Annotated in this window: 16 protein-coding genes; 8 read left to right on the forward strand and 8 right to left on the reverse strand. The window is 69.0% G+C overall.

Features of this window, described 5'->3' with window-relative positions:
- Window positions 1-46: 46 nt before the first annotated feature.
- The 3 genes from ACX80H_RS04760 (at window position 47) to ACX80H_RS04770 (ending at window position 1903) form a co-directional block, all read left to right on the forward strand.
- A complete protein-coding gene (locus ACX80H_RS04760; protein WP_459311418.1) occupies window positions 47-700 on the forward strand; it encodes a 5-formyltetrahydrofolate cyclo-ligase in 654 nt (217 codons plus the stop codon).
- A gap of 85 nt (window positions 701-785) precedes the next feature.
- Window positions 786-1079 (forward strand): FmdB family zinc ribbon protein, encoded by a 294-nt coding sequence (locus ACX80H_RS04765; RefSeq protein WP_459311420.1) that lies wholly within the window; start codon window positions 786-788, stop codon window positions 1077-1079.
- A 152-nt stretch (window positions 1080-1231) separates the two neighbouring features.
- On the forward strand, window positions 1232-1903 hold the full coding sequence (locus ACX80H_RS04770; protein ID WP_459311421.1) for an RcpC/CpaB family pilus assembly protein: 672 nt from the start codon (window positions 1232-1234) through the stop codon (window positions 1901-1903).
- 102 nt (window positions 1904-2005) lie between these two features.
- Here the strand turns inward: ACX80H_RS04770 and ACX80H_RS04775 are convergent, their stop codons facing one another.
- From ACX80H_RS04775 to ACX80H_RS04805, 7 genes are all read right to left on the reverse strand, one after another.
- Window positions 2006-6070, reverse strand: coding sequence for a DUF4011 domain-containing protein (locus ACX80H_RS04775; protein WP_459311423.1), 4065 nt, complete (start codon window positions 6068-6070; stop codon window positions 2006-2008).
- 93 nt (window positions 6071-6163) lie between these two features.
- Window positions 6164-7750, reverse strand: coding sequence for a glutamine-hydrolyzing GMP synthase (guaA, locus tag ACX80H_RS04780; RefSeq protein WP_459311425.1), 1587 nt, complete (start codon window positions 7748-7750; stop codon window positions 6164-6166).
- Window positions 7751-7824: 74 nt separating this feature from the next.
- Window positions 7825-8328 (reverse strand): DUF3817 domain-containing protein, encoded by a 504-nt coding sequence (locus tag ACX80H_RS04785; RefSeq protein ID WP_459311427.1) that lies wholly within the window; start codon window positions 8326-8328, stop codon window positions 7825-7827.
- Complete coding sequence (locus tag ACX80H_RS04790) at window positions 8303-9172, reverse strand: SURF1 family protein (protein WP_459311429.1); 870 nt, start codon at window positions 9170-9172, stop codon at window positions 8303-8305. Before ACX80H_RS04790 ends, ACX80H_RS04785 begins: the two co-directional genes overlap by 26 nt.
- Before the next feature lie 116 nt (window positions 9173-9288).
- The gene (locus ACX80H_RS04795; protein ID WP_459311431.1) at window positions 9289-9780 is read right to left on the reverse strand and encodes a PTS sugar transporter subunit IIA; all 492 of its coding nucleotides are present in this window, start codon (window positions 9778-9780) and stop codon (window positions 9289-9291) included.
- Window positions 9781-9874: 94 nt separating this feature from the next.
- Window positions 9875-11599: a glycerol-3-phosphate dehydrogenase/oxidase gene (locus tag ACX80H_RS04800; protein ID WP_459311432.1), complete on the reverse strand. Its 1725-nt coding sequence runs from the start codon at window positions 11597-11599 to the stop codon at window positions 9875-9877.
- A 60-nt stretch (window positions 11600-11659) separates the two neighbouring features.
- Window positions 11660-12799 (reverse strand): GuaB3 family IMP dehydrogenase-related protein, encoded by a 1140-nt coding sequence (locus ACX80H_RS04805; protein ID WP_459311433.1) that lies wholly within the window; start codon window positions 12797-12799, stop codon window positions 11660-11662.
- Between the two features lie 195 nt (window positions 12800-12994).
- On the opposite strand from ACX80H_RS04805, the gene ACX80H_RS04810 reads away from it, so the two are divergent.
- Entirely contained in the window at window positions 12995-13381 is a 387-nt protein-coding gene (locus ACX80H_RS04810) for an ACT domain-containing protein (protein WP_459311435.1), read from the forward strand.
- Between the two features lie 123 nt (window positions 13382-13504).
- On the forward strand, window positions 13505-14713 hold the full coding sequence (locus ACX80H_RS04815; protein ID WP_459311437.1) for a cysteine desulfurase-like protein: 1209 nt from the start codon (window positions 13505-13507) through the stop codon (window positions 14711-14713).
- 183 nt (window positions 14714-14896) lie between these two features.
- On the opposite strand, the gene ACX80H_RS04820 is transcribed toward ACX80H_RS04815, so the two are convergent.
- Window positions 14897-15349 (reverse strand): VOC family protein, encoded by a 453-nt coding sequence (locus ACX80H_RS04820; protein WP_459311438.1) that lies wholly within the window; start codon window positions 15347-15349, stop codon window positions 14897-14899.
- Window positions 15350-15476: 127 nt separating this feature from the next.
- Here ACX80H_RS04820 and ACX80H_RS04825 point away from each other — a divergent pair, with 127 nt between their 5' ends.
- From ACX80H_RS04825 to ACX80H_RS04835, 3 genes are all read left to right on the forward strand, one after another.
- Window positions 15477-16850, forward strand: a complete 1374-nt coding sequence (locus ACX80H_RS04825; protein ID WP_459311439.1) for an alpha/beta hydrolase — start codon at window positions 15477-15479, stop codon at window positions 16848-16850.
- A 424-nt stretch (window positions 16851-17274) separates the two neighbouring features.
- Window positions 17275-17739, forward strand: a complete 465-nt coding sequence (locus tag ACX80H_RS04830) for a GNAT family N-acetyltransferase (protein ID WP_459311441.1) — start codon at window positions 17275-17277, stop codon at window positions 17737-17739.
- Window positions 17740-17871: 132 nt separating this feature from the next.
- Window positions 17872-18753 carry a DUF427 domain-containing protein gene (locus ACX80H_RS04835; protein ID WP_459311443.1) on the forward strand — a complete coding sequence of 294 codons (882 nt, stop codon included), beginning with the start codon at window positions 17872-17874 and terminating at the stop codon, window positions 18751-18753.
- The last annotated feature ends 7 nt before the right edge of the window (window positions 18754-18760 follow it).

Genomic DNA, 18760 nt, shown 5'->3' on the forward strand with positions numbered 1-18760 from the left:
CTACATAACGGCCGCAGGATTCCCGGGTCGTTGTCACAATGGTGACATGACACCTCCCACTCGTGATACGGAGAAGGCCCGCTTGCGCGCCTCGCTGCGCAGTGCCCGTGGAGCCCTGGACCCTACGGACCGGCAGGACCAGTCACGGGCACTGGCCGGGGTCGTGGTCGAGTACGTCCGCAGTCTCCCCTCTGCCCCGAGCGGCACCCCGCGGCAGGGGCCGACCGTCGCCGCCTATCTCGGCGTCGACCCGGAGCCGGATACGGCGCCGCTGCTCGAGGAACTGCACGGCCTCGGCTTCGGCGTCGTCGTTCCCGTCTGCGAGCCGGAGTACCAGCTGTCCTGGGCGTCCTGGTTGCCCGGGATTCCCCTGCAGCGGTCGGTGCGCGCGCCCGTCCATGAACCGACAGGTGCGCGTTCCTCCTTCGACGAGGTGCCCGACGTGGCCGTCATCCTCGTACCGGCGCTGGCCGTGGACGGATCGGGCCACCGCCTCGGCCAGGGCGGGGGCTACTACGACCGCTTCCTGGCACGCTATCCGCTCGGCGCACCGGGAGCCGTCCCCCGGCTGGGCGTGGTGTACCGGCCAGAGGTCCTCCCGGCGGGCACCATCCCGTCCGGGCCCCACGACCAGCCGCTGGGCGGGGTCTTCACCCCGGACGGACTGCTTCGCTTCGGGACGGCCGGCTCGTCGGTGTAGACTGGCACTCGACCCCGGAGAGTGCCAACAGCAGTCGTCCGAAAGAGCCATCCGGGGACCGCGAAGTTCGTCCAGGAGGATTTCCATGCCCATGTACGCCTATGCCTGCAAGGACTGCGGCCACGCCTTCGACATCCAGCAGTCGTTCTCCGACGACTCCCTGACCGACTGCCCCGAATGCGGGGGAACGCTGCGCAAGAAGTTCAACAGCGTCGGAGTCGTCTTCAAGGGCTCGGGCTTCTACCGCACCGACTCGCGCGACACGAAGTCGAGCTCGGATGCCGGATCGTCCTCGACCACCAAGGCGCCGAGCACGACGGCGTCCTCCCCGTCCCCCGCTGCGGCGTCCCCGTCAGGCAAGGCTGCCGCGTCGTCCTGAGCCACGCGTCGTCCTGAGCAGGCGCGCTGTCCTGCACGAACCTGGCGGGCGCTGAGCGCCCGCGCGGGTTCCACGGGCCCGATGCCCACCCCGATGTCCACATAGCCCGGCCACCGGGGTCGCGTGCGGGTCCTGCCGCCTAGGGTCGGTTTATGACCCCGTCCACCCGCCTGCCACGGGCCCCGCTCCGGTACCGGCTCCGCCGGCTCGTGCACCGCCACAAGCGGCTCCTCGCCTGCCTGCTCCTCAGTGCTGCGGCGGGGGTCGCCGTCGAGGCGGCGGTGGGCGACGACCACCCGACGACGGCGGTGGTCAGCGCATCGCATGACCTCGCGGTCGGGACGATCCTGACGGAGGCCGACGTCGCCATCGTCCAGCTCCCCGAAGAGGCCCTCAGCAGGGACACCTTCAGCCTGCCCGAGCAGGTGCTGGGTCAGCAGCTGGCCGCTCCCCTGTCCCAGGGGTCACCCCTGGCTTCGACCGCCCTCGTGGGGGACGGACTCCTGACGGGCACTGCACCCGGCACCGTCGCGGTCCCCCTCCGGCCGGCCGATCCCGCCACCGTCCAGCTGCTCGCCCCGGGCCAACTCGTCGACGTGGTCCTCAGTACGGGCAACGGCTACGACGTCGCTGCGGAGTCCACCGTCCTGGCCCGCTCCGTCGCCGTGCTCTGGACGTCCCCGGGCGGTACCGGGAGCACCTGGCCCGGCGCCGGGGACGCAGGCGGGCTGGTGGTCGTCGCCGCCCGCACGGCCGACGCCGAGTCCCTCGCCGGATCCTCCAGCTCGGGCGACGTCCACCTCGTCCTGACCACCGGCCCCTGAACGCCTACGGCCGCCTACGGACTGGAGGACGCCTATGGCCGCCTACGGACTTGAGGACGCCTATTAACACTGCGACGGACACCGACGGACACCGACCGGTGATCAGCCCCAGTGCGGCGGACGCTGCTCCTTGAGCCACTCGTCGTGGTTGCTCTCGGCGTCTCCCCAAGACCGGGGATCGTCCTCGCCCGCGGTCCTCGGGATGACGGGCGACGAATCGCCGGCCTTGCCGGGCTCGCCGCCGGCGGTGATCCCGCCTTCTGGAGCCTGTTCGTCCTTCCGCATCCCGGCGGGGTCCTTTCGTGTTCGTGGCTGGTCCGGAGTCTCACGTGGCGGCAGCCCGATGAGGGCCGACGCACGCTCCGCGCAACCATCCGGGTCCGTGAAGACCTCGATGGTCCAGAGCGGCATGTACCGCCAGCCCATGCGTTCGAGGACCTGGGGTCGCAGGCGGCTGCGTTCCCGCACCGACATCGACCCGTAGCGGCCGGTGCCGTCCGATTCGATGGCCAGTGGAGCGGGGCGCTCGTCCTGGACTGCGGCGGCGCTCCCGTCCGCCCGGAGGTCCGCCGGCCGTACCGCGACGATGTCCAGGACGCCCGCGTAGTGGTCCCACACCTCTGCGCCGCGGTGCCGCAACCGGTCCACAAGGTCCGCCACCAGCGGATCCTCGTTGCTGCCTGAGGCAGCAGGGCTTCGCCCTGCGCCGCTGCCGAGTTCCCGCTGGAGCAGCTCGAAGAAGTCCAGGGCGCCCGTGGTGAGCCGGTCCGGATCCAGGTCGGACGGCTCGAAGCACGTCAGCACATGCTGCAGGCGCCGGGCCCTCGTCATCGCCATGACGAAGTTGCGGCGGCCGTCCGGGCCCGACAGCGGACCGAACGTGTGAAGTGCCCGTCCGTGCGGAGTCCGGCCGTACCCGAGCGAGAAGATGATGTCGTCGCGGACGAGGCCGCCCGCGCGCTCGACGGGGACGACACGGAATGCCTCCCTGCCCGGGGTGAAGAAGCCGGCGGCCCATGGGAACTCCGCCATCTGCATGCGGATGGCTTCCCCGACCCGGGCCGCGTGCCGGGCGCTGGCCGTCACGACGGCCAGGGAGAGGTTCGGGCGGCGGCGGATGTGCTCGAAGACGAGTTCGACGACCCGGTTCACCTCGACGGCGACGCTCTCCACGCCGTCGTGCTCGGAGCTCGGCATCCCGGTGCCGTTCGGAAGGTATTCGACCACGAGGCCGCGTCCTTCCCCCGTCACCTCGGAGGCCTGCGGAAGCCGGGAGAGCTTGCCGCCGTAGAACGATTCGCTGAGGTAGGTGTCCAGGGCCCGGTCGACACCGCGGTAGATCTCGGTGAGTCCGCGGACGGGCAGCACCTCGCGCAGGGAGTCGAAGGCACTGGGCAGGGGCTCGAGCGTGGACGCGCGGTCGGCGGACTGCACCTCGATGCTGAAGCGGGTGGGGCCGGCGAGGCGATCGTCGCCGAACACCAGGACCTGGGAGGCCCGCGCCACGCAGGGCACCGCACTCTGCAGCGACATCGACTCGCCGTCGAGGATGACGGCGGTGTCGAAGGTGTACCCCTCGGGAACGGCGCCACGGATCGTGAGCGGGCTGACCGCCCAGACGGGCAGCAGCGCAGCCACGAGGTCCCTGTGCAGGCCCGCGAAGACCTCGAGGGTGAGCGTACCGTCCTTGAGTTCCTGCCGCAGGCGAGCGGCGTCCTCCGGGTGGGCCTCCACCGCGGCGCGCCAGCGCTCAGCGAGCGTCCACCGGATACGGGCCGGCCCGGAAGCGACGTGGGCATCGTCCGCGAGGCGGTATTCGGCCTCCAGCCTGCGGAGGCTGTCGCCGTCCGACATGGCGAGGTAGTCGTCGCCGCTGATCATCGCCTCCAGGGCGGACTGCCACCAGGCGAGCTCGAGTTCGGGCCCCACGCGCTCGGCGGGGACCTCCCGCGCGGCGAGGTCGGCGAGCAGTTCACCGAGCCCCTGCTCGCGCATCTCGTCGAGCAGCAGCGTGCGCTCCGGCAGCGTCTCCAGGGTGTCCTTGTCCAGCGCGAGGTCGCGCAGGAGGGCTTCGAGGCCGTCCAGGTCGAGTGCGGCGAGGTCAGGGCTGCCCGCGGTGGGCCGCAGGATCGTGGTCAGCTCGGCGAGGAGGACCTCCACGGAGCGGTAGGACGTGTGGATCTCCGCCAGACCGGTCGGGACCGACGGGTGCCGTTCGGTGAGGGCGTAGCGGGTCCACAGCGTGCGCTGCTGCTGCACCTCGAGCAGGGAGGTGTGCAGGTCCGAGATGTGCACACCCGGACGGATGTACTCCTTGGCCACGCGCCGCAGCCTCGACCTCGTCATCGAGCTCATCTCGATGTCGCGTTCCTTGCGCCACGACGAAGGCGCCGTGGCGGAGATCAGGTCGGTGACGGGACGGTCGAAGATGTCCGACGTGAACTTGTCGAGGCTCTCCCGTACCGCGACCAGGAGTTCGAGCTGCTCGCCCCACTCCTTGAACGTTCCGCCGAGCGTGATGTGCGAATGCTCGGCGACGCGCTGCACCTTGCCCCGGAGCTCGGGGATCTCAGTGGACAACTGCTCCGCGAGGCCGTGCGCGTGCTCGGTCTCCTTGCGGTTGAGCAGTTGCGCCCCGTACCAGGGACTCTCGGTCGAGGCCTTGCTGAAGCTGCCCAGCTCGGCGGCCCGCTGGAGCCGCTCGGTCAGGTCCCTGCGGTCGGCGATGGAGTCGAGCACGCTGCGCTTGAGCCGCACCGTCGTGGACGGCGAGGGGTCGAGCGCGGTGAGTCCAGCGAGGGACTGCATGGCCTGGTAGGGCGAGCATCCCCAGCGGCTGCGGACGTTGTGGAGGCTCCGGACGTGCTCCATCAGCTGGTGGCGGTGTCCGGTCAGCGTGGCATGCAGCGTTTCCAGCTGCGGCTCGGCGGCCTTCTCGTTACGGACGAGGGCACGGATGACGGCCTCGCGCAGTTGCGTCGGACCTGTCTGGCTGCCCACCTGGAGCACGAGGGACCCGAGGTTCAGGCCGTCGAGGTCCTGCACGAATTCATTGAGACTGCCACGGCGCTCCGCCGCGACGACGACGCGCCTGCCGGCGGCCGCCGACCTGGCGGCCACGTTCAGGGCGGTCTGGGTCTGCCCTGTGCCCGGCGGGGTGGCGACGGCGACGCTGATGCCGGCGGAGGCGAGGTCGAGCACATCCTGCTGCGCCCGGTCCGCGTCGAGGATCATGAGTTCCTCGGCGGGGTCCCGCTCTTCGGCCGGAGGGAAGGACACGTCGTCGGCGCTCCCCGACAGGGCCGAGGCGGCTTCGGCGTCGCCCCTGGCCGAGGCCATGAGGGCGGCGAGGACCGGGTGGTCGGGGCGCAGGGCCGGATCGCCCCTGACGCCGGCGAGGTCGGCGAAGGTCGATACCAGGATCCGGTGTTCGACGGACATCCCGCGAACGTCTGCGCTCAGCGCACGCATGCGCTCCAGGACCGGGTGCGGATCGAAGCGTGCGGTGCCGTAGGCCAGCCGGGCGATGGCGGGAGGATCCACCTGGAGACCCTGGTGGTGGCGCAGGTGGCGCACGAGGGCAGGGTTCATCCGGGCCTGCTCGGTGATCTGCAGCTCGTAGTCGTCCTGCGACGGGTGCACCGTCAGGGAGACCGCCGTGAGGAGGATCGGTGCGTTCAGGGTCTCGGAGCGTCCGGAGTCGTCCACCGAACGCCACGACGCCGTGCCGGCCGCGAGGTACCCGACGTCGATACCGCGCTCGGTGCCTAGTTCGAAGATCTTCGCGCGCAGGGCACGGGCAGCGGCTTTCGCGGCGCTGTACTGGACGGGATCACGCAGGAGCGTCGACAGGCGCGTGCGGCGCCCGGCGAGGAGCTGCGCGAGTCCCGAGGGGTGCGCGTGGGTCAGGTCGATGCTCGTCCCGGCCGAGGGCCGGAAATGCAGCAGCGTATCCCCCATCGCCTGGGGTCCGAGGCCCTCGAGCCACGGCAGGAGGAAGTCCTGGGCGGCATCGTCGGACGGTGCCGGGCGCTGCTCCGACCGGGCGCCCTGTCGGTCCGCGTGCGGCTGATCCGCCGGCGTCCCTCCTGCATCCCGCTGGTCCTGCTCCGGCACGACCGCCTTCTTTCCTGCATTGTCACGTGCTGATCTCGACCAGATGGGCATGTCTTCCAAGCTATCCGAAAAGCGAACGGACCCCGCGGATAGCAACGCGGCCCGTGCGGACCGGAGTGGGTTTGATCCCGCTCCGGAGTCCGCCTACTCCCATTCGATGGTTCCCGGCGGCTTGCTCGTCACATCGAGGACCACGCGATTGACGCCGTCCACCTCATTGGTGATCCGGTTGGAGATCCGGGCCAGGAGGTCGTACGGCAGGCGCGACCAGTCGGCCGTCATGGCGTCCTCGCTCGATACCGGACGCAGCACGATCGGGTGGCCGTACGTGCGTCCGTCACCCTGGACACCGACGCTGCGTACGTCGGCGAGCAGGACGACCGGCATCTGCCACACCTCGTTGTCGAGCCCTGCCGCCGTGAGCTCGGCGCGGGCGATCGCGTCGGCCTTGCGCAGGAGCTCGAGGCGCTCCGCGGTCACGTCGCCGACGATGCGGATGCCGAGCCCCGGGCCGGGGAACGGCTGGCGTCCCACGATCTCCGCGGGCAGGCCGAGCTGGGCACCGACGGCGCGCACCTCGTCCTTGAAGAGGGTCCGGAGCGGTTCCACGAGCTCGAACTGCAGGTCCTCGGGCAGGCCTCCCACGTTGTGGTGGCTCTTGATGTTGGCGGCGCCTTCGCCTCCGCCCGATTCGACGACGTCGGGGTAGAGGGTGCCCTGCACCAGGAAGCGGATGGGCTCGCCCTCGGCTTCCGCCTCGCGCATGATGGCGCGTTCGGCCTCCTCGAACGCGCGGATGAACTCGCGCCCGATGATCTTGCGCTTGGTTTCCGGATCCGAGACGCCGGCGAGTGCGTCGAGGAACCGCTTCTGCTCGTTGGCGACGTAGAGCTTCACCCCGGTCGCTGCGACGAAGTCGCGCTCCACCTGCTCGGCCTCGCCCTCGCGGAGGAGTCCGTGGTCCACGAAGACGCAGGTGAGCTGGTCGCCGACCGCACGCTGCACGAGCGCGGCGGCGACGGCGGAGTCCACGCCTCCGGACAGTCCGCAGATCACGCGGGAGTCACCGATCTGCTCGCGGATGCGCTCCACCTGTTCCTCGAGGATGTTCCGCGTGGTCCAGTTCGGGTCGAGCCGCGCACCCCGGAAGAGGAAGTTCTCGATCACGGCCTGGCCGTGCTGGGAATGCTTGACCTCCGGGTGCCACTGCACGCCGTAGAGGCTCTTCTCCTCGTTCGCGAAGGCGGCCACCGGGGCGCCTGCGGTGCTGGCGAGGACGTCGAAGCCCTCAGGAGCGGACTGGACGCTGTCACCGTGGCTCATCCAGGCATTCTGGTGTTCGGGCGTGCCGCTGAGGATGGACCGGGCCTCGCCGTCGGACCGGACGTCCGTGGATCCGTATTCCCGCAGGCCCGTCTTCGCGACGGTGCCGCCGAGGGCGTTGGCCATGGCCTGGAAGCCGTAGCAGATCCCGAGGACGGGCACGCCGGCGTCGAACAGGTCCGCGTCCACCCGGGGCGCACCTTCCGCGTACACGCTGGAAGGACCACCGGAGAGGATGATGGCCGCGGGGTTCTTCGCGAGGATCTGCTCCGTGCTGAGCGTGTGCGGCACGATCTCGGAGTAGACGTCGGCCTCGCGGACGCGGCGTGCGATCAGCTGGGCGTACTGTGCGCCGTAGTCCACGACGAGGACAGGGCGGTGTTCAGAGCCGTTCTCGGGGGTAGTCACCCATCAACAATAGTCCGCGGGAACCGGCGCCGCACATTGATGAAGGGGCAGCGGGGCAGGTGGGGCTGCGGCCGTCAGTAACGGGGCGCGGCCTCGGGGTGCGCCGTGAGGTCGTCCTCGGCCTGGCGGTGGATCCGCTTCTCGACGACGAACGACAGCAGCGGCACCACGCCGCCGAGCGCGATGAGGACGAAGCGGCTGAACGGCCAGCGCAGAAACTGCCAGAGCCGGAAATCGGCGATAAGGTAGACCACGTACAGCCACCCGTGCACGATCAGCACCGCCGTCGACAGGTTGAAGCCGCCGGCCGTCTCCGCGACCACCTCAGGCAGGAACTGGAGGGGGGCACCGCCACCCGCGACGATCTCCGAGCCGAAACCGTACTTCGCGACCATCTCGACGACGACGAGCAGCAGCATGATGCCTGTGGCGTACGCGAGCACCTTGTAGAACGTCAGGGCCGAACGGATCTGTGCATGCGTGCCGCCGAACCGCCGCTTCGGTTTGCCCTTGGTCGGCATGCGGCCGGTTCCGGCAGGGTCGAGGGCTGGCTCAGTCACGGTGGGCACCGCTTTCATGGTCGGATACGGGGGTGGAGAGAACGACGGCGGGGTCGGCGGCGCCGGGATGGGCTGGGCGGGCTTCCTCGGCCGCGTCGGCCTCGTCCTCGAGCGTGCGGCGGTAGTCGTCGGCGACGAGGCGCCACCAGAGGAAGAACGCGAAGCCGGCGAAGACCACCCACTCCACGGCGTAGAAGATGTTCAGCCAGTTGACGGGCGTCTCCTGCGGCTGGGGGCCGACGACGACCTGCTCCAGTCCGGCCGCGAACGGGACCTCCACGCCGTCGACCGCCACGTCGGACGCCACGACGAAGGCCGCGTACGTGGAGAGGTCCCACAGGTTGGACAGCTCGGCCGTCGACAGGGTGGGGACCTGTCCTTCCACGGGACGCTGCACCTCGGGAGCCTCGGGCGGCAGCAGGCGTCCGACGACGGTGGCCGCACCCTGCTGCTCGGGCAGGGACGCGGCATCCCCGGCATCGGGCACCCACCCGAGGACCACGGGGATGACCGAGGCTCCGTCTGTGCGGTCCGGGGCTCCGGATCCGTCGACCTCGAAGGCCTGGAGGACCCAGAGGCCCTCCTCGTCACCGAGGAGCCGGTCCTGCACCAGGACCCGGGTATCGGCCAGGAAGGCGCCCTCCAACGAGACCATCTGGTCGGCGTTCGCAGCGGACAGCGGAGTCCCTGGCTGGAGGACACCGGTCAGGGAACGGACGTTCTCCGTGGTGCTCGGGGCGGGCGGCGGCGCCTCCCGCGAGGAGTTGAACTGCCACTGGCTGAGGAGCACGAAGACCGCGGCGATCGTCATCGCGAGGATCAGCGTGAGGATCCATCGAGGCTTGAGGGCGGTCTTCAACACCCCTTAAAGGTACTTCGTGCCGCTGTAGAACAACGAATGCCGCGGGCGCCGGAGGCCGCGGTCCGGCAGGTGCTCCAGCGGCCGGAAGCCACGGGAACAGCCCTGAGCGTCCGGGCCTAGTGGTCGAAGAACACCAGCGACGAGTTGATGAGTTCGGCGATGACCTCGGCGTCGTGCGCGCGGCGCAGGGACTCGCGGAAGTTCTCCTTGAAGAGGCTCCGCGCGATCGTGGCGAGCACTTCGAGGTGCTCGGAGAAGGACTGGGCCGGCGTCGCCATGAGGAGCACGAGCGTTGCCGGGCCGTCCACAGCACCGAAGTCGAGGCTGTACCCGAACCGCGTGACACCCACGGCGATCGAGGTCTGGTTGACGAATTCGCTGCGGGCGTGCGGGAGCCCGACCCCACCCGGGAGCCCCGTCGCCATCTGGTGCTCGCGCGAGTTGACCTGGTCGAGGAACGCCTGGAGGTCGGAGATGCGTCCTGCCTCGTGCATCCGTCCGGCGAGCTGCGCCGCGGCGTCCTCCTTCGAGGCAGCCTCCATCTCCAGGATCACGAGGTCGGGGGTGGTGAGTACGGCGTCGTGCAGCTCAAGGGACAGGTCGCTCACTGGATGCCTTTCGAAGTTCCGGCCAGCATCGGAGGTCCGGGAACCGGCCGCCGCGCACCGGCGGGGCCGCCGATTGCGGCCTCCCCCGACCCTTCTAGCTTAGCGGGACGATGTCGTGCACACCCATGCGGGCGCTGTCGGCGGAGATGTCGTCGGGCTGTTCCTGGCTGAGCCGCTCGGCAGCTACGCGGGCCTGGTAGTGCTTCACCTCGCGGTCCACCTGCTGGTCGCTCCAGCCGAGGAACGGCGCCATCAGGTCGGCGACCACCGGCGCGGCGGAGACCCCCCGGTCCCACGACTCGATGGAGATCCGCGTGCGGCGCGTGAGGACGTCGTCCACGTGCCGGGCGCCCTCGTGCGTGACGGCGAACACGACTTCGGCGCGCAGGTAGTCGTCCGCCCCCGGCAGCGGCTGCCCCAGTCCGGGATCCTGCCGGATGAGGTCCAGCACCTCGGTGGCCTGCGTGCCGAACCGCTGCAGGAGGTGCTCGACGCGCGCGACGTGCACGCCGGCGTCGTCGGCGAGCCGGGCGCGCATGTTCCACGCGGCCCGGTACCCCTCGGCGCCCAGCAGCGGCACGGTCTCCGTGCAGCTCTCGGGTACCTTCTCGTCGAGCGCGCGGGTGGCCTCGTCGACGGCGTCCTTGGCCATGACGCGGTAGGTGGTCCACTTGCCGCCGGCGACGACCACCAGCCCGGGGACGGGGTGCGCGACGACGTGCTCGCGGGACAGCTTGGCCGTCGAATCGTTCTCGCCGGCGAGCAGCGGACGCAGGCCCGCGTACACGCCCTCGACGTCCTCACGCGTCAGGGGCCGTTTGAGCACCCGGTTCACGTGTTCCAGCACGTAGTCGATGTCCTTCGAGGAGGCTGCGGGATGGGCCTTGTCGAGGTTCCAGTCCGTGTCGGTGGTGCCGATGATCCAGTGGCGGCCCCACGGGATGACGAACAGCACGGACTTTTCGGTGCGGAGGATGAGCCCGACCGTGGACTGGAAGCGGTCGCGCGGCACCACGAGGTGGATGCCCTTGGAGGCCCGTACCTTCAGCTGCCCGCGGTCGGTGACCATGGCCTGGGTCTCGTCGGTCCAGACACCCGTGGCGTTGACGACCTGCTTGGCGCGGATGGCGAACTCGTCGCCGCTCTCCTGGTCCCGGACCCGCGCGCCGACGACGCGCTCGCCTTCGCGGAGGAAGTCCACCACGCTGACGCGGTTCGCCGCCCGCGCGCCGTAGTGCTGGGCGGTGCGGACCATGTTGACCACGTACCGCGCGTCGTCGACCTGCGCGTCGTAGTAGCGGATAGAGCCGACCATCGCGTCGTCCTTGAGGCTCGGCGCCGCGCGCAGCGTGGCCTTCCGGCTTAGGTGCTTGTGGAAGGGGACCCCGCGCGAGTTGCCGCCGCTCATGCTCATCGCGTCGTAGAGGGCGATCCCGGCGCCGACGTAGGGACGCTCCACGAACCGTCTGGTCAGCGGGTACAGGAACGGGACCGGCTTCACGAGGTGGGGCGCGATGCGCTGGATCAGCAGCCCTCGTTCCTTGAGCGCTTCCTGGACCAGGGCGAAATCCAGCATCTCCAGGTAGCGCAGCCCGCCGTGGATCAGCTTGGACGACCGCGACGACGTCCCGGACGCCCAATCACGGGCTTCGACAATGCCGATGGAGAGACCGCGCGTGACGGCGTCGAGCGCAGCTCCGACGCCCACCACGCCTCCCCCGACGATCAGCAGGTCGAGTTCCTGCCCTGGCTCGGAGGTCGCCCTCAGCGCCCGGAGCGCGTCGTCACGGTTCTGCGGACTGAGTGCGCCGGATGCCATGGCCAGACCCTTCATTGGGAGGTTGAGCGCCCCTGGGGAGCTAGGCCAACTCTAATCCCATCAGTCGTTGGAGATATAGGGCGAGAGCACCACTTCTACCCGCTGGAACTCCTTGAGGTCCGAGTAACCGGTGGTGGCCATGGCCCGGCGCAACGCTCCGATCAGGTTCGATGTGCCGTCCGTGTGGTGGGACGGCCCCCACAGCACTTCCTGGAGGGGGCCGACCGTACCGATGTTGACCCTGTCGCCGCGCGGGAGTTCGTGGTGGTGCGCTTCCTGGCCCCAGTGCCAGCCCTTGCCGGGAGCCTCCTCCGCGCGGGCGAGCGCGGAACCGAGCATGACGGCGTCAGCACCCATGGCGATGGCCTTCACGATGTCACCGCTCGCACCCATCCCACCGTCGGCGATGACGTGCACGTACCGGCCACCGGACTCGTCCATGTAGTCCCGACGGGCACCGGCGACGTCGGCGATGGCCGAGGCGAGCGGCGAGTGGATGCCGAGGGCCCTGCGCGTCGTCGTCGTCGCTCCTCCGCCGAAGCCCACGAGCACGCCCGCGGCACCCGTGCGCATGAGGTGGAGCGCCGGGGTATAGCCGGCGGCGCCGCCGACGATCACCGGGACGTCGAGTTCGTAGATGAACTTCTTGAGGTCGAGCGGCTGCTCGTTCTTGGACACGTGCTCGGCGGAGACGGTGGTGCCGCGGATGACGAAGATGTCGACGCCGGCCGCGAGGACCGTCTTGTAGAACTGCTGGGTCCGCTGCGGCGTGAGCGAACCTGCGACCGTCACGCCGGCCTCACGGATCTCGGCCAGGCGGCTGGTGATGAGTTCGGCCTGGATCGGCGCGTCGTACAGCTCCTGCATGCGCCGGGTGGCCGCGGGGCTGAAGTTCTCGGTGCTGAGGCCGGCGATCTCGTCGAGGACCGGCTGGGGGTCCTCGTAGCGGGTCCAGAGCCCTTCGAGGTTGAGGACGCCGAGGCCGCCGAGCCGGCCCATCGCGATGGCCGTGGCCGGCGACATGGCCGAGTCCATCGGTGCCGCGACGACGGGCATCTCGAACTGGTAGGCGTCGATCTGCCAGTTCACGGAGACGTCGAGCGGATCACGGGTGCGCCGGGACGGCACCACCGCCACGTCGTCCAGCGAATATGCCCTGCGTCCGCGCTTGCCTCGGCCAATCTCGATCTCGTAAGTCACTGCTCTAGGTTAGCCGAGCGTCCCCGGCGGTATCGCCGTCTGGTCCTGACCCGACCCGCCGACACGTCCGGCAGCGGCGTAGCAGCGCTCGTCCGCCGCTGGACCTCGCGATGGACGGGGCCTCATCATCTACCGTTGGAGCACCGCTCGAAAAAACCTCTGAGCACGCGCTGCTTGCAGCGGGACAGGAACATCATGGCCGGCGAAACGACTCTCCAGGCACTTCTGCGCACCATGTCACCGGTGCTCAACGAGGGATCCTACGTGTTCTCGATCGTGGAGTCCGACATCCCTTCCGGCGTCCATCCGGTGGTCACGGTCCGTGAGAAGGAGGGCCTGGCCCTCGTGGTCGAGCAGAGCGAAGCCGACACTGCGGGGCTGTCCTACGAGTACGTGGCTGCATGGATCACCCTGGAAGTGCATTCCGCACTGGAGGCTGTCGGGCTGACCGCTGCGATCAGTAACGCCTTGACGGACGCCGGCATCAGCTGCAACGTCGTCGCCGGGTACACCCACGATCATCTGTTCGTGCAACACGACGGGGCACAGGACGCCCTGGCAGCCCTGCGCTCCCTCGGCTAGTTCCTGCTGCAGACCGAGCGGGCCGGCACGGCAGCCGGCACACCACGACGCATCGGCGGCGTCCACCCACGGCTCTCGCCCGCGATGTTTCCCGTATCGGCGCTCACCTGAGAAAGTAACGGCATGACCCTGGACATCGCGGCCTTCCGCGCGCACTTCCCTGCCCTACTCACCGGTACCGCCTATTTCGACGGCCCCGGCGGAACGCAGGCTCCCGCCGTCGTAGGAGCCGCGATAGCCGACGCCGTCACCGGGCCGCTGTCCAACCGCGGTTCCGGCATGGGCTCGGAGAGGAACGCCGAAGCGGCGGTCAGCGGATTCCGGGAGGCGATGGCCGACCTGCTTGCGGCGCATCCTCGCGGTGTCGTCTACGGGCGAAGCGCCACGCAGCTCACCTACGACTTCTCCCGCCACCTCGCCAAGACCTGGCAGCCGGGTGACGAGGTCGTCGTGTCACGCCTGGACCATGACTCCAATGTCCGCCCCTGGCTCCAGGCAGCCGACGCGGCCGGCGCTACCGTGCGCTGGATCGATTTCGACCCGGCGACCACGGAGATCGACGAAGCGTCCGTCGCAGCCGCGATCACCGTACGCACGAAGCTGGTGGCGATCACCGCCGCGTCGAACCTGCTCGGCACGAAACCGCCGGTGCGCCGCATCGCCGATGCCGCGCACGCGGTCGGTGCGCTGGTCTACGTGGACGGGGTGCACTACACCGCTCATGCGGCGGTCGACGTGAAGGCGCTGGCCGCTGACTTCTTCGCCTGCTCGCCCTACAAATTCCTCGGACCTCACTGCGGTGTCCTCGTGGCCGACCCGGAGCTGCTGGAGTCGCTGCAGCCGGACAAGCTGCTGCCGTCCACGAACGCGGTCCCTGAGCGGTTCGAGTTCGGCACCCTCCCGTACGAGATCATGGCCGGTGCCACGGCGGCCGTGGATTTCCTCGCCGCGATCGCTCCCGGTGCCGAGACCGGCCGCCGTGCGCGCCTTCTCGCATCCGCTCACGTGGTCGACGAGCACGAGCACGCGCTGCGCTCCCGCATCGAGGCAGGGCTGGCCGACCTGGGCGACGCCGTCACGCTGCACTCCAAAGCCGAGGATCGGACACCGACACTGCTGGTGACGTTCCCGGGCCGGTCCTCCGCGAACGCCTACCGATTCCTCGCGGATCGGAATATCCTCGCGCCGGCCGGTTCTTTCTACGCGTACGAAGCCTTCCGTCGCCTGGATCTCGAGGACAGCGCCGCCCTGCGGATCGGCCTGGCGCCGTACAACAACGACGACGACATCGACCGCCTCCTGGCCGCGCTCGGCGAATTCGTCGCTTCGTAGCGCGGAATGAGGTCTCAGCGACGATGTTCCTGACACTCTCACCACGCCAAGGCGGGTCTGAACTCGGAGTGATCCCTGTCGAGCTCGACGACTGTGGACTGCTGTACAGCAACGGGAGCGAAACTCGCACGCTCCCGGCTGACGTGCGCGACGTGCTCGCTACACAAACCTGTAGCTGAACGACTATCCGTCCGCGGCCAGGACGCTCAGAATATTGCCTGACGGGTCGGTGAACCAGGCAATGAGCGGCCCACCGTGCCGGTTCACACCCTTACTGTCCGTCATACCCTCGTAGTGGAGGAACTCCACACCCTTCGCGGTGAGTTCATCGACCGCGGTGTCCACATCCGCCACCGGGAAGTTCAGGACGGTGAACGACGCCGGTTCATGGGTGGCGCCCTTGGCATAGACGAGGACGCGGTGATCGGCGGCCAGATCGATCCACAGCATTCCGTGCTCTTCCGTGACACTCAGCCCCAGTACGCCCTCGTAGAACGCCTTCGCTTCCGGGATCTCCCGCACGGAGAAACCGCTGAATGCCTTCGCTGCATCGATCATGCGCCCAGTGTTCCACCACATCTCAACCGCTACCAGCCCCACAGGCAGGTCGATCACCTTCCACGGGCTGCCCGGCACACCGTGGACCTTCGGGTGCGCGCACTGCATCCGGTGACGGCCACTTCCCGCGCAGATCTCGACTACGTCTCAAGGAGGACATTCCTGGGAGGACGCACGTGACAGGAACCGCACATAAGCTCGGGCAATGGAGCAAGAGTCCCCGATCCAGGAGCGCTTCCGGAAGGTGATCGAACCCAAGGTGACGGCCCATCCTGTGAGCCTCGCACTCGACGGCCTGCACACCGGCCGCCGGTCCGATCCCGCGCGGAAGGGGCGCCTCGGCGTGCTGGTCGCCGGCGCGCTGGGAGCAGGGGCCGTCGCCGCATTCGCGTTGGGAGCGGCCCCCTTCATTCCGGCGACGGAGAGCGGTGTAACCGGCGGCGTCCTGGTGGGGTCCGCACTGGGGTGGGCCCTCGTGGCGGTGCTCTCAGTGAGGTTCAGTGACCAGCCGCAGCGATGGGCCGGGGCTCCCGCTCTGTTCCTGGGCGTGAGCGGCATACTCCTGGTGGCATTCGGCGCCCCGATGCAGGACGCACTCGCCTGGGTCTGGCCTCCGGCGCTGCTGGTGCTGGTGGTCTGGATGGCCGTCAAGATCCGGGCGGCAGCCGGCCGAAGCGTACGCGTGCTGCTCCATCCCGTGCTCGCGCTGCTCGTCCTCGCCTCGTTGGCGAGCGGGTACGAAACCGTGCGCGGAGCGGTGTCGGCGGCAAGTCCTCCCGATCAGGGGCAGTTGATCGACGTCGGAGGTCACCGCCTGTACCTGGACTGCACCGGCTCGGGCAGCCCTACCGTCGTGATCGAGCCAGGCGCGGGCCTGACGTCGTCGGATCTCGCCCTGATCGCGCCGACCGTGGCCCGGGACACTCGGGTGTGCGTCTACGACCGCGCGGGGCGTGGGTGGAGCGATCCGGCGACCACGGTGCAGGACGGCGCGCACATCACCGCCGACCTGCACACGCTGCTGCAGCGCGGGAACGAGCCCGGCCCTTACGTGTTAGCCGGGCACTCCTTCGGCGGTCTCTACGTCCTCACGTTCGCGGCCCGCTACCCCGAGGAGGTCGCCGGACTGGTGCTCGTGGACTCGACCGCGCCGGCAGCGGATCCGGTGCCCGAGCCCGCAGGGCCGATGCGCCCGGACGCGACGACCCGTCTCTCCGCGCTGGTCGGCGCAGCAGGGCGGCTCGGCATCGGCGGGCTCCTCCAGATGAACTCGGGCAGTCACCTGCGAAGCACGGTCGACGAATACCTTCTGGCCGCTTCCTCGGTACAGCAGGGCGCCGAACTGAAGACCTTCACCGACAAGCCCCTGGTCGTCCTCACGGCCGGCAGCGGTACCCGACCCGGATGGAACACGGCGCAGGACGCCCTTGCCACGCTGTCGACCAACAGCCTGCACCGCGTCGTCGACGGGGCGACGCACGGGTCCCTGCTCGGCGACGAGCGGCACGCCGCCGCAACCGCCCGGGGGATCCTCGATGCGGTCTCCGCAGTACGGACCGGGATCCCGCTCACCCCCTAGATCGACCGCGGTCACGACGCACGGGGAGCAGCACGCAAGCCGGCTCATCCGACGCGAACCGCGGGAAGACGGCCATCATCGGAGACTTATCCGCTTTCAGCTCCATGGAGGAGGCTTACGTTGCAGTCGATGGAGCAGAGACCGTGCTCGGAGAATGTCCAGATAGATCTGTATCCGGATGAGGCCGCTCTCGCAAGGGGCTTCGAGATGTGGAGCGGTGCACATCAGGGGGAAGTGCACCTCGTCCGTGGCAGTAACTGGATGGTCGTGGACGTGACTGGTGTGGCGACCGGGCAGCCAACTACCTGGGACATCGAACGCTTAGCCGGCGAGTTGCACGGTAATTACTCCGTCGCTGGCACATAGCCGATTGTGCACTCCCATCAGGACTGCAGGTGACCGCAACGGCGCTTATCGTCGTGCCATGGAACTTGCACCCCTGACGTCGGAGAACCTCGGCAGAGCAGTCAGGATCAGACTCCGGCCCGAACAGGAATCGTTCGTCGCACCGGTTGTGCACTCGATAGCCGAGGCTTATGTGACCCCTACAGCCTGGCCACGACTCGTGGTCGAAGGAGATGAGGTGCTGGCCTTCATCATGGGCAACTTCGATCCCGTCCACGAGATCGAAGCATTCCGTGCCGGCATCTGGCGACTCAATGTAGCCGCGTCCGCGCAAGGACGCGGCGTGGGACGGTTCGCCGTCGCTGCCTTGGAGGAGGAGGCGCGAGCACGCGGCGTGGAGCGCATCTCTGTCCTGTGGCAGCGCGGCGAACATGGTCCGGAGAAGTTCTACCTCAAGCTGGGTTTCGTTCCTACCGGAGAGGAACTCTTCGGAGAGGTGGTCGCGTTCAAGGACCTCAGCATCGGAGGAAAAGCGTCCCCCTAGGGGATCGTCCGCAACCACCAGACCCGCGAGGAGTCCCTCCCCGGGAGGCCGTACGCGGCGAAGGGGATGCGGGACGACTGCACGGCGAACCACCTCTATCCCAACGCGGCGGCGCGGGGCTACCGTAAGTGCATGTCAGGCCCTTCAGAGAATCCGCTCGACCACGACGCCGATACGACCGGCGTGCGCATGCGGGATGTGATGGGGCAGTTGCTCCAAAAGCTGAGATACGAGCCGACCGTGAAGCGCATTCGCGCCACGCTCGGCGGGCAGACCGTTGTCGACACCACGCGAGCGATGCTCGTGTGGGAGCCGCGCCGGGTCGTGCCCGGGTACGCCGTCCTGGAACAGGACATTCGCGCCGAGATATCGCTCGGCACGCCAGCGCCGCTCGCGGACAGTGCGGCTGGATTCATGCTTCCCGACCTGTCGAAGATCCCCGTGTTCGACCCACGTATCCCGTTCGATGTGCGCACGACGCAGGGCGAGCCGGTCGAGGTGCGCGTTGCGGGAACGGACGCCGTGGCAGCTGGATTCCGCGCGCGCGATCCCGGTCTCGCCGACTACGTGGTCCTCGCGTTCTCCGACTTCGAGAGCTGGTTCGAGGAAGACGACGAGATCATCAGCCATCCGCACGACCCGTACGGTCGCATCGACATTCGAGGTACCTCCCGGCACGTGCAGCTGATGCTCGACGGCCACATCCTCGCCGACACCACCCGAGCACGGATGCTGTTCGAGACGACCCTGCCTGCCCGGTACTACCTTCCGATCGAGGACGTCGTGGCGCCGCTCGAGCCCAGCTCGACCACGTCGATGTGCTCGTACAAAGGTCACGCGACCTGGTACTCCGCAATCGTCGGCGACAGGAAAGTGGATGACATCGCGTGGCAGTACAGGCACCCACTGAGTGACGCAGCCGACGTGCGGGACTACGTCGCGTTCCTCGACGAGCGACTCGACCTCGTCATCGACGGCGAGCAGCAGAAGCGTTCGCTCACTCCGTGGTCGTGACCTCCGT

The organism is Arthrobacter pasteuri (assembly GCF_054510955.1).

Excerpts from the sequence above, each read along its gene's own strand:
- ACX80H_RS04760 (WP_459311418.1), top strand. The coding sequence starts at position 47 with ATGACACCTCCCACTCGTGATACGGAGAAGGCCCGCTTGCGCGCCTCG.
- ACX80H_RS04765 (WP_459311420.1), top strand. The coding sequence starts at position 786 with ATGCCCATGTACGCCTATGCCTGCAAGGACTGCGGCCACGCCTTCGAC.
- ACX80H_RS04770 (WP_459311421.1), top strand. The coding sequence starts at position 1,232 with ATGACCCCGTCCACCCGCCTGCCACGGGCCCCGCTCCGGTACCGGCTC.
- ACX80H_RS04775 (WP_459311423.1), bottom strand. The coding sequence starts at position 6,070 with ATGCCCATCTGGTCGAGATCAGCACGTGACAATGCAGGAAAGAAGGCG.
- ACX80H_RS04785 (WP_459311427.1), bottom strand. The coding sequence starts at position 8,328 with ATGAAAGCGGTGCCCACCGTGACTGAGCCAGCCCTCGACCCTGCCGGA.
- ACX80H_RS04800 (WP_459311432.1), bottom strand. The coding sequence starts at position 11,599 with ATGGCATCCGGCGCACTCAGTCCGCAGAACCGTGACGACGCGCTCCGG.
- ACX80H_RS04810 (WP_459311435.1), top strand. The coding sequence starts at position 12,995 with ATGGCCGGCGAAACGACTCTCCAGGCACTTCTGCGCACCATGTCACCG.
- ACX80H_RS04815 (WP_459311437.1), top strand. The coding sequence starts at position 13,505 with ATGACCCTGGACATCGCGGCCTTCCGCGCGCACTTCCCTGCCCTACTC.
- ACX80H_RS04825 (WP_459311439.1), top strand. The coding sequence starts at position 15,477 with ATGGAGCAAGAGTCCCCGATCCAGGAGCGCTTCCGGAAGGTGATCGAA.
- ACX80H_RS04830 (WP_459311441.1), top strand. The coding sequence starts at position 17,275 with ATGGAACTTGCACCCCTGACGTCGGAGAACCTCGGCAGAGCAGTCAGG.
- ACX80H_RS04835 (WP_459311443.1), top strand. The coding sequence starts at position 17,872 with ATGTCAGGCCCTTCAGAGAATCCGCTCGACCACGACGCCGATACGACC.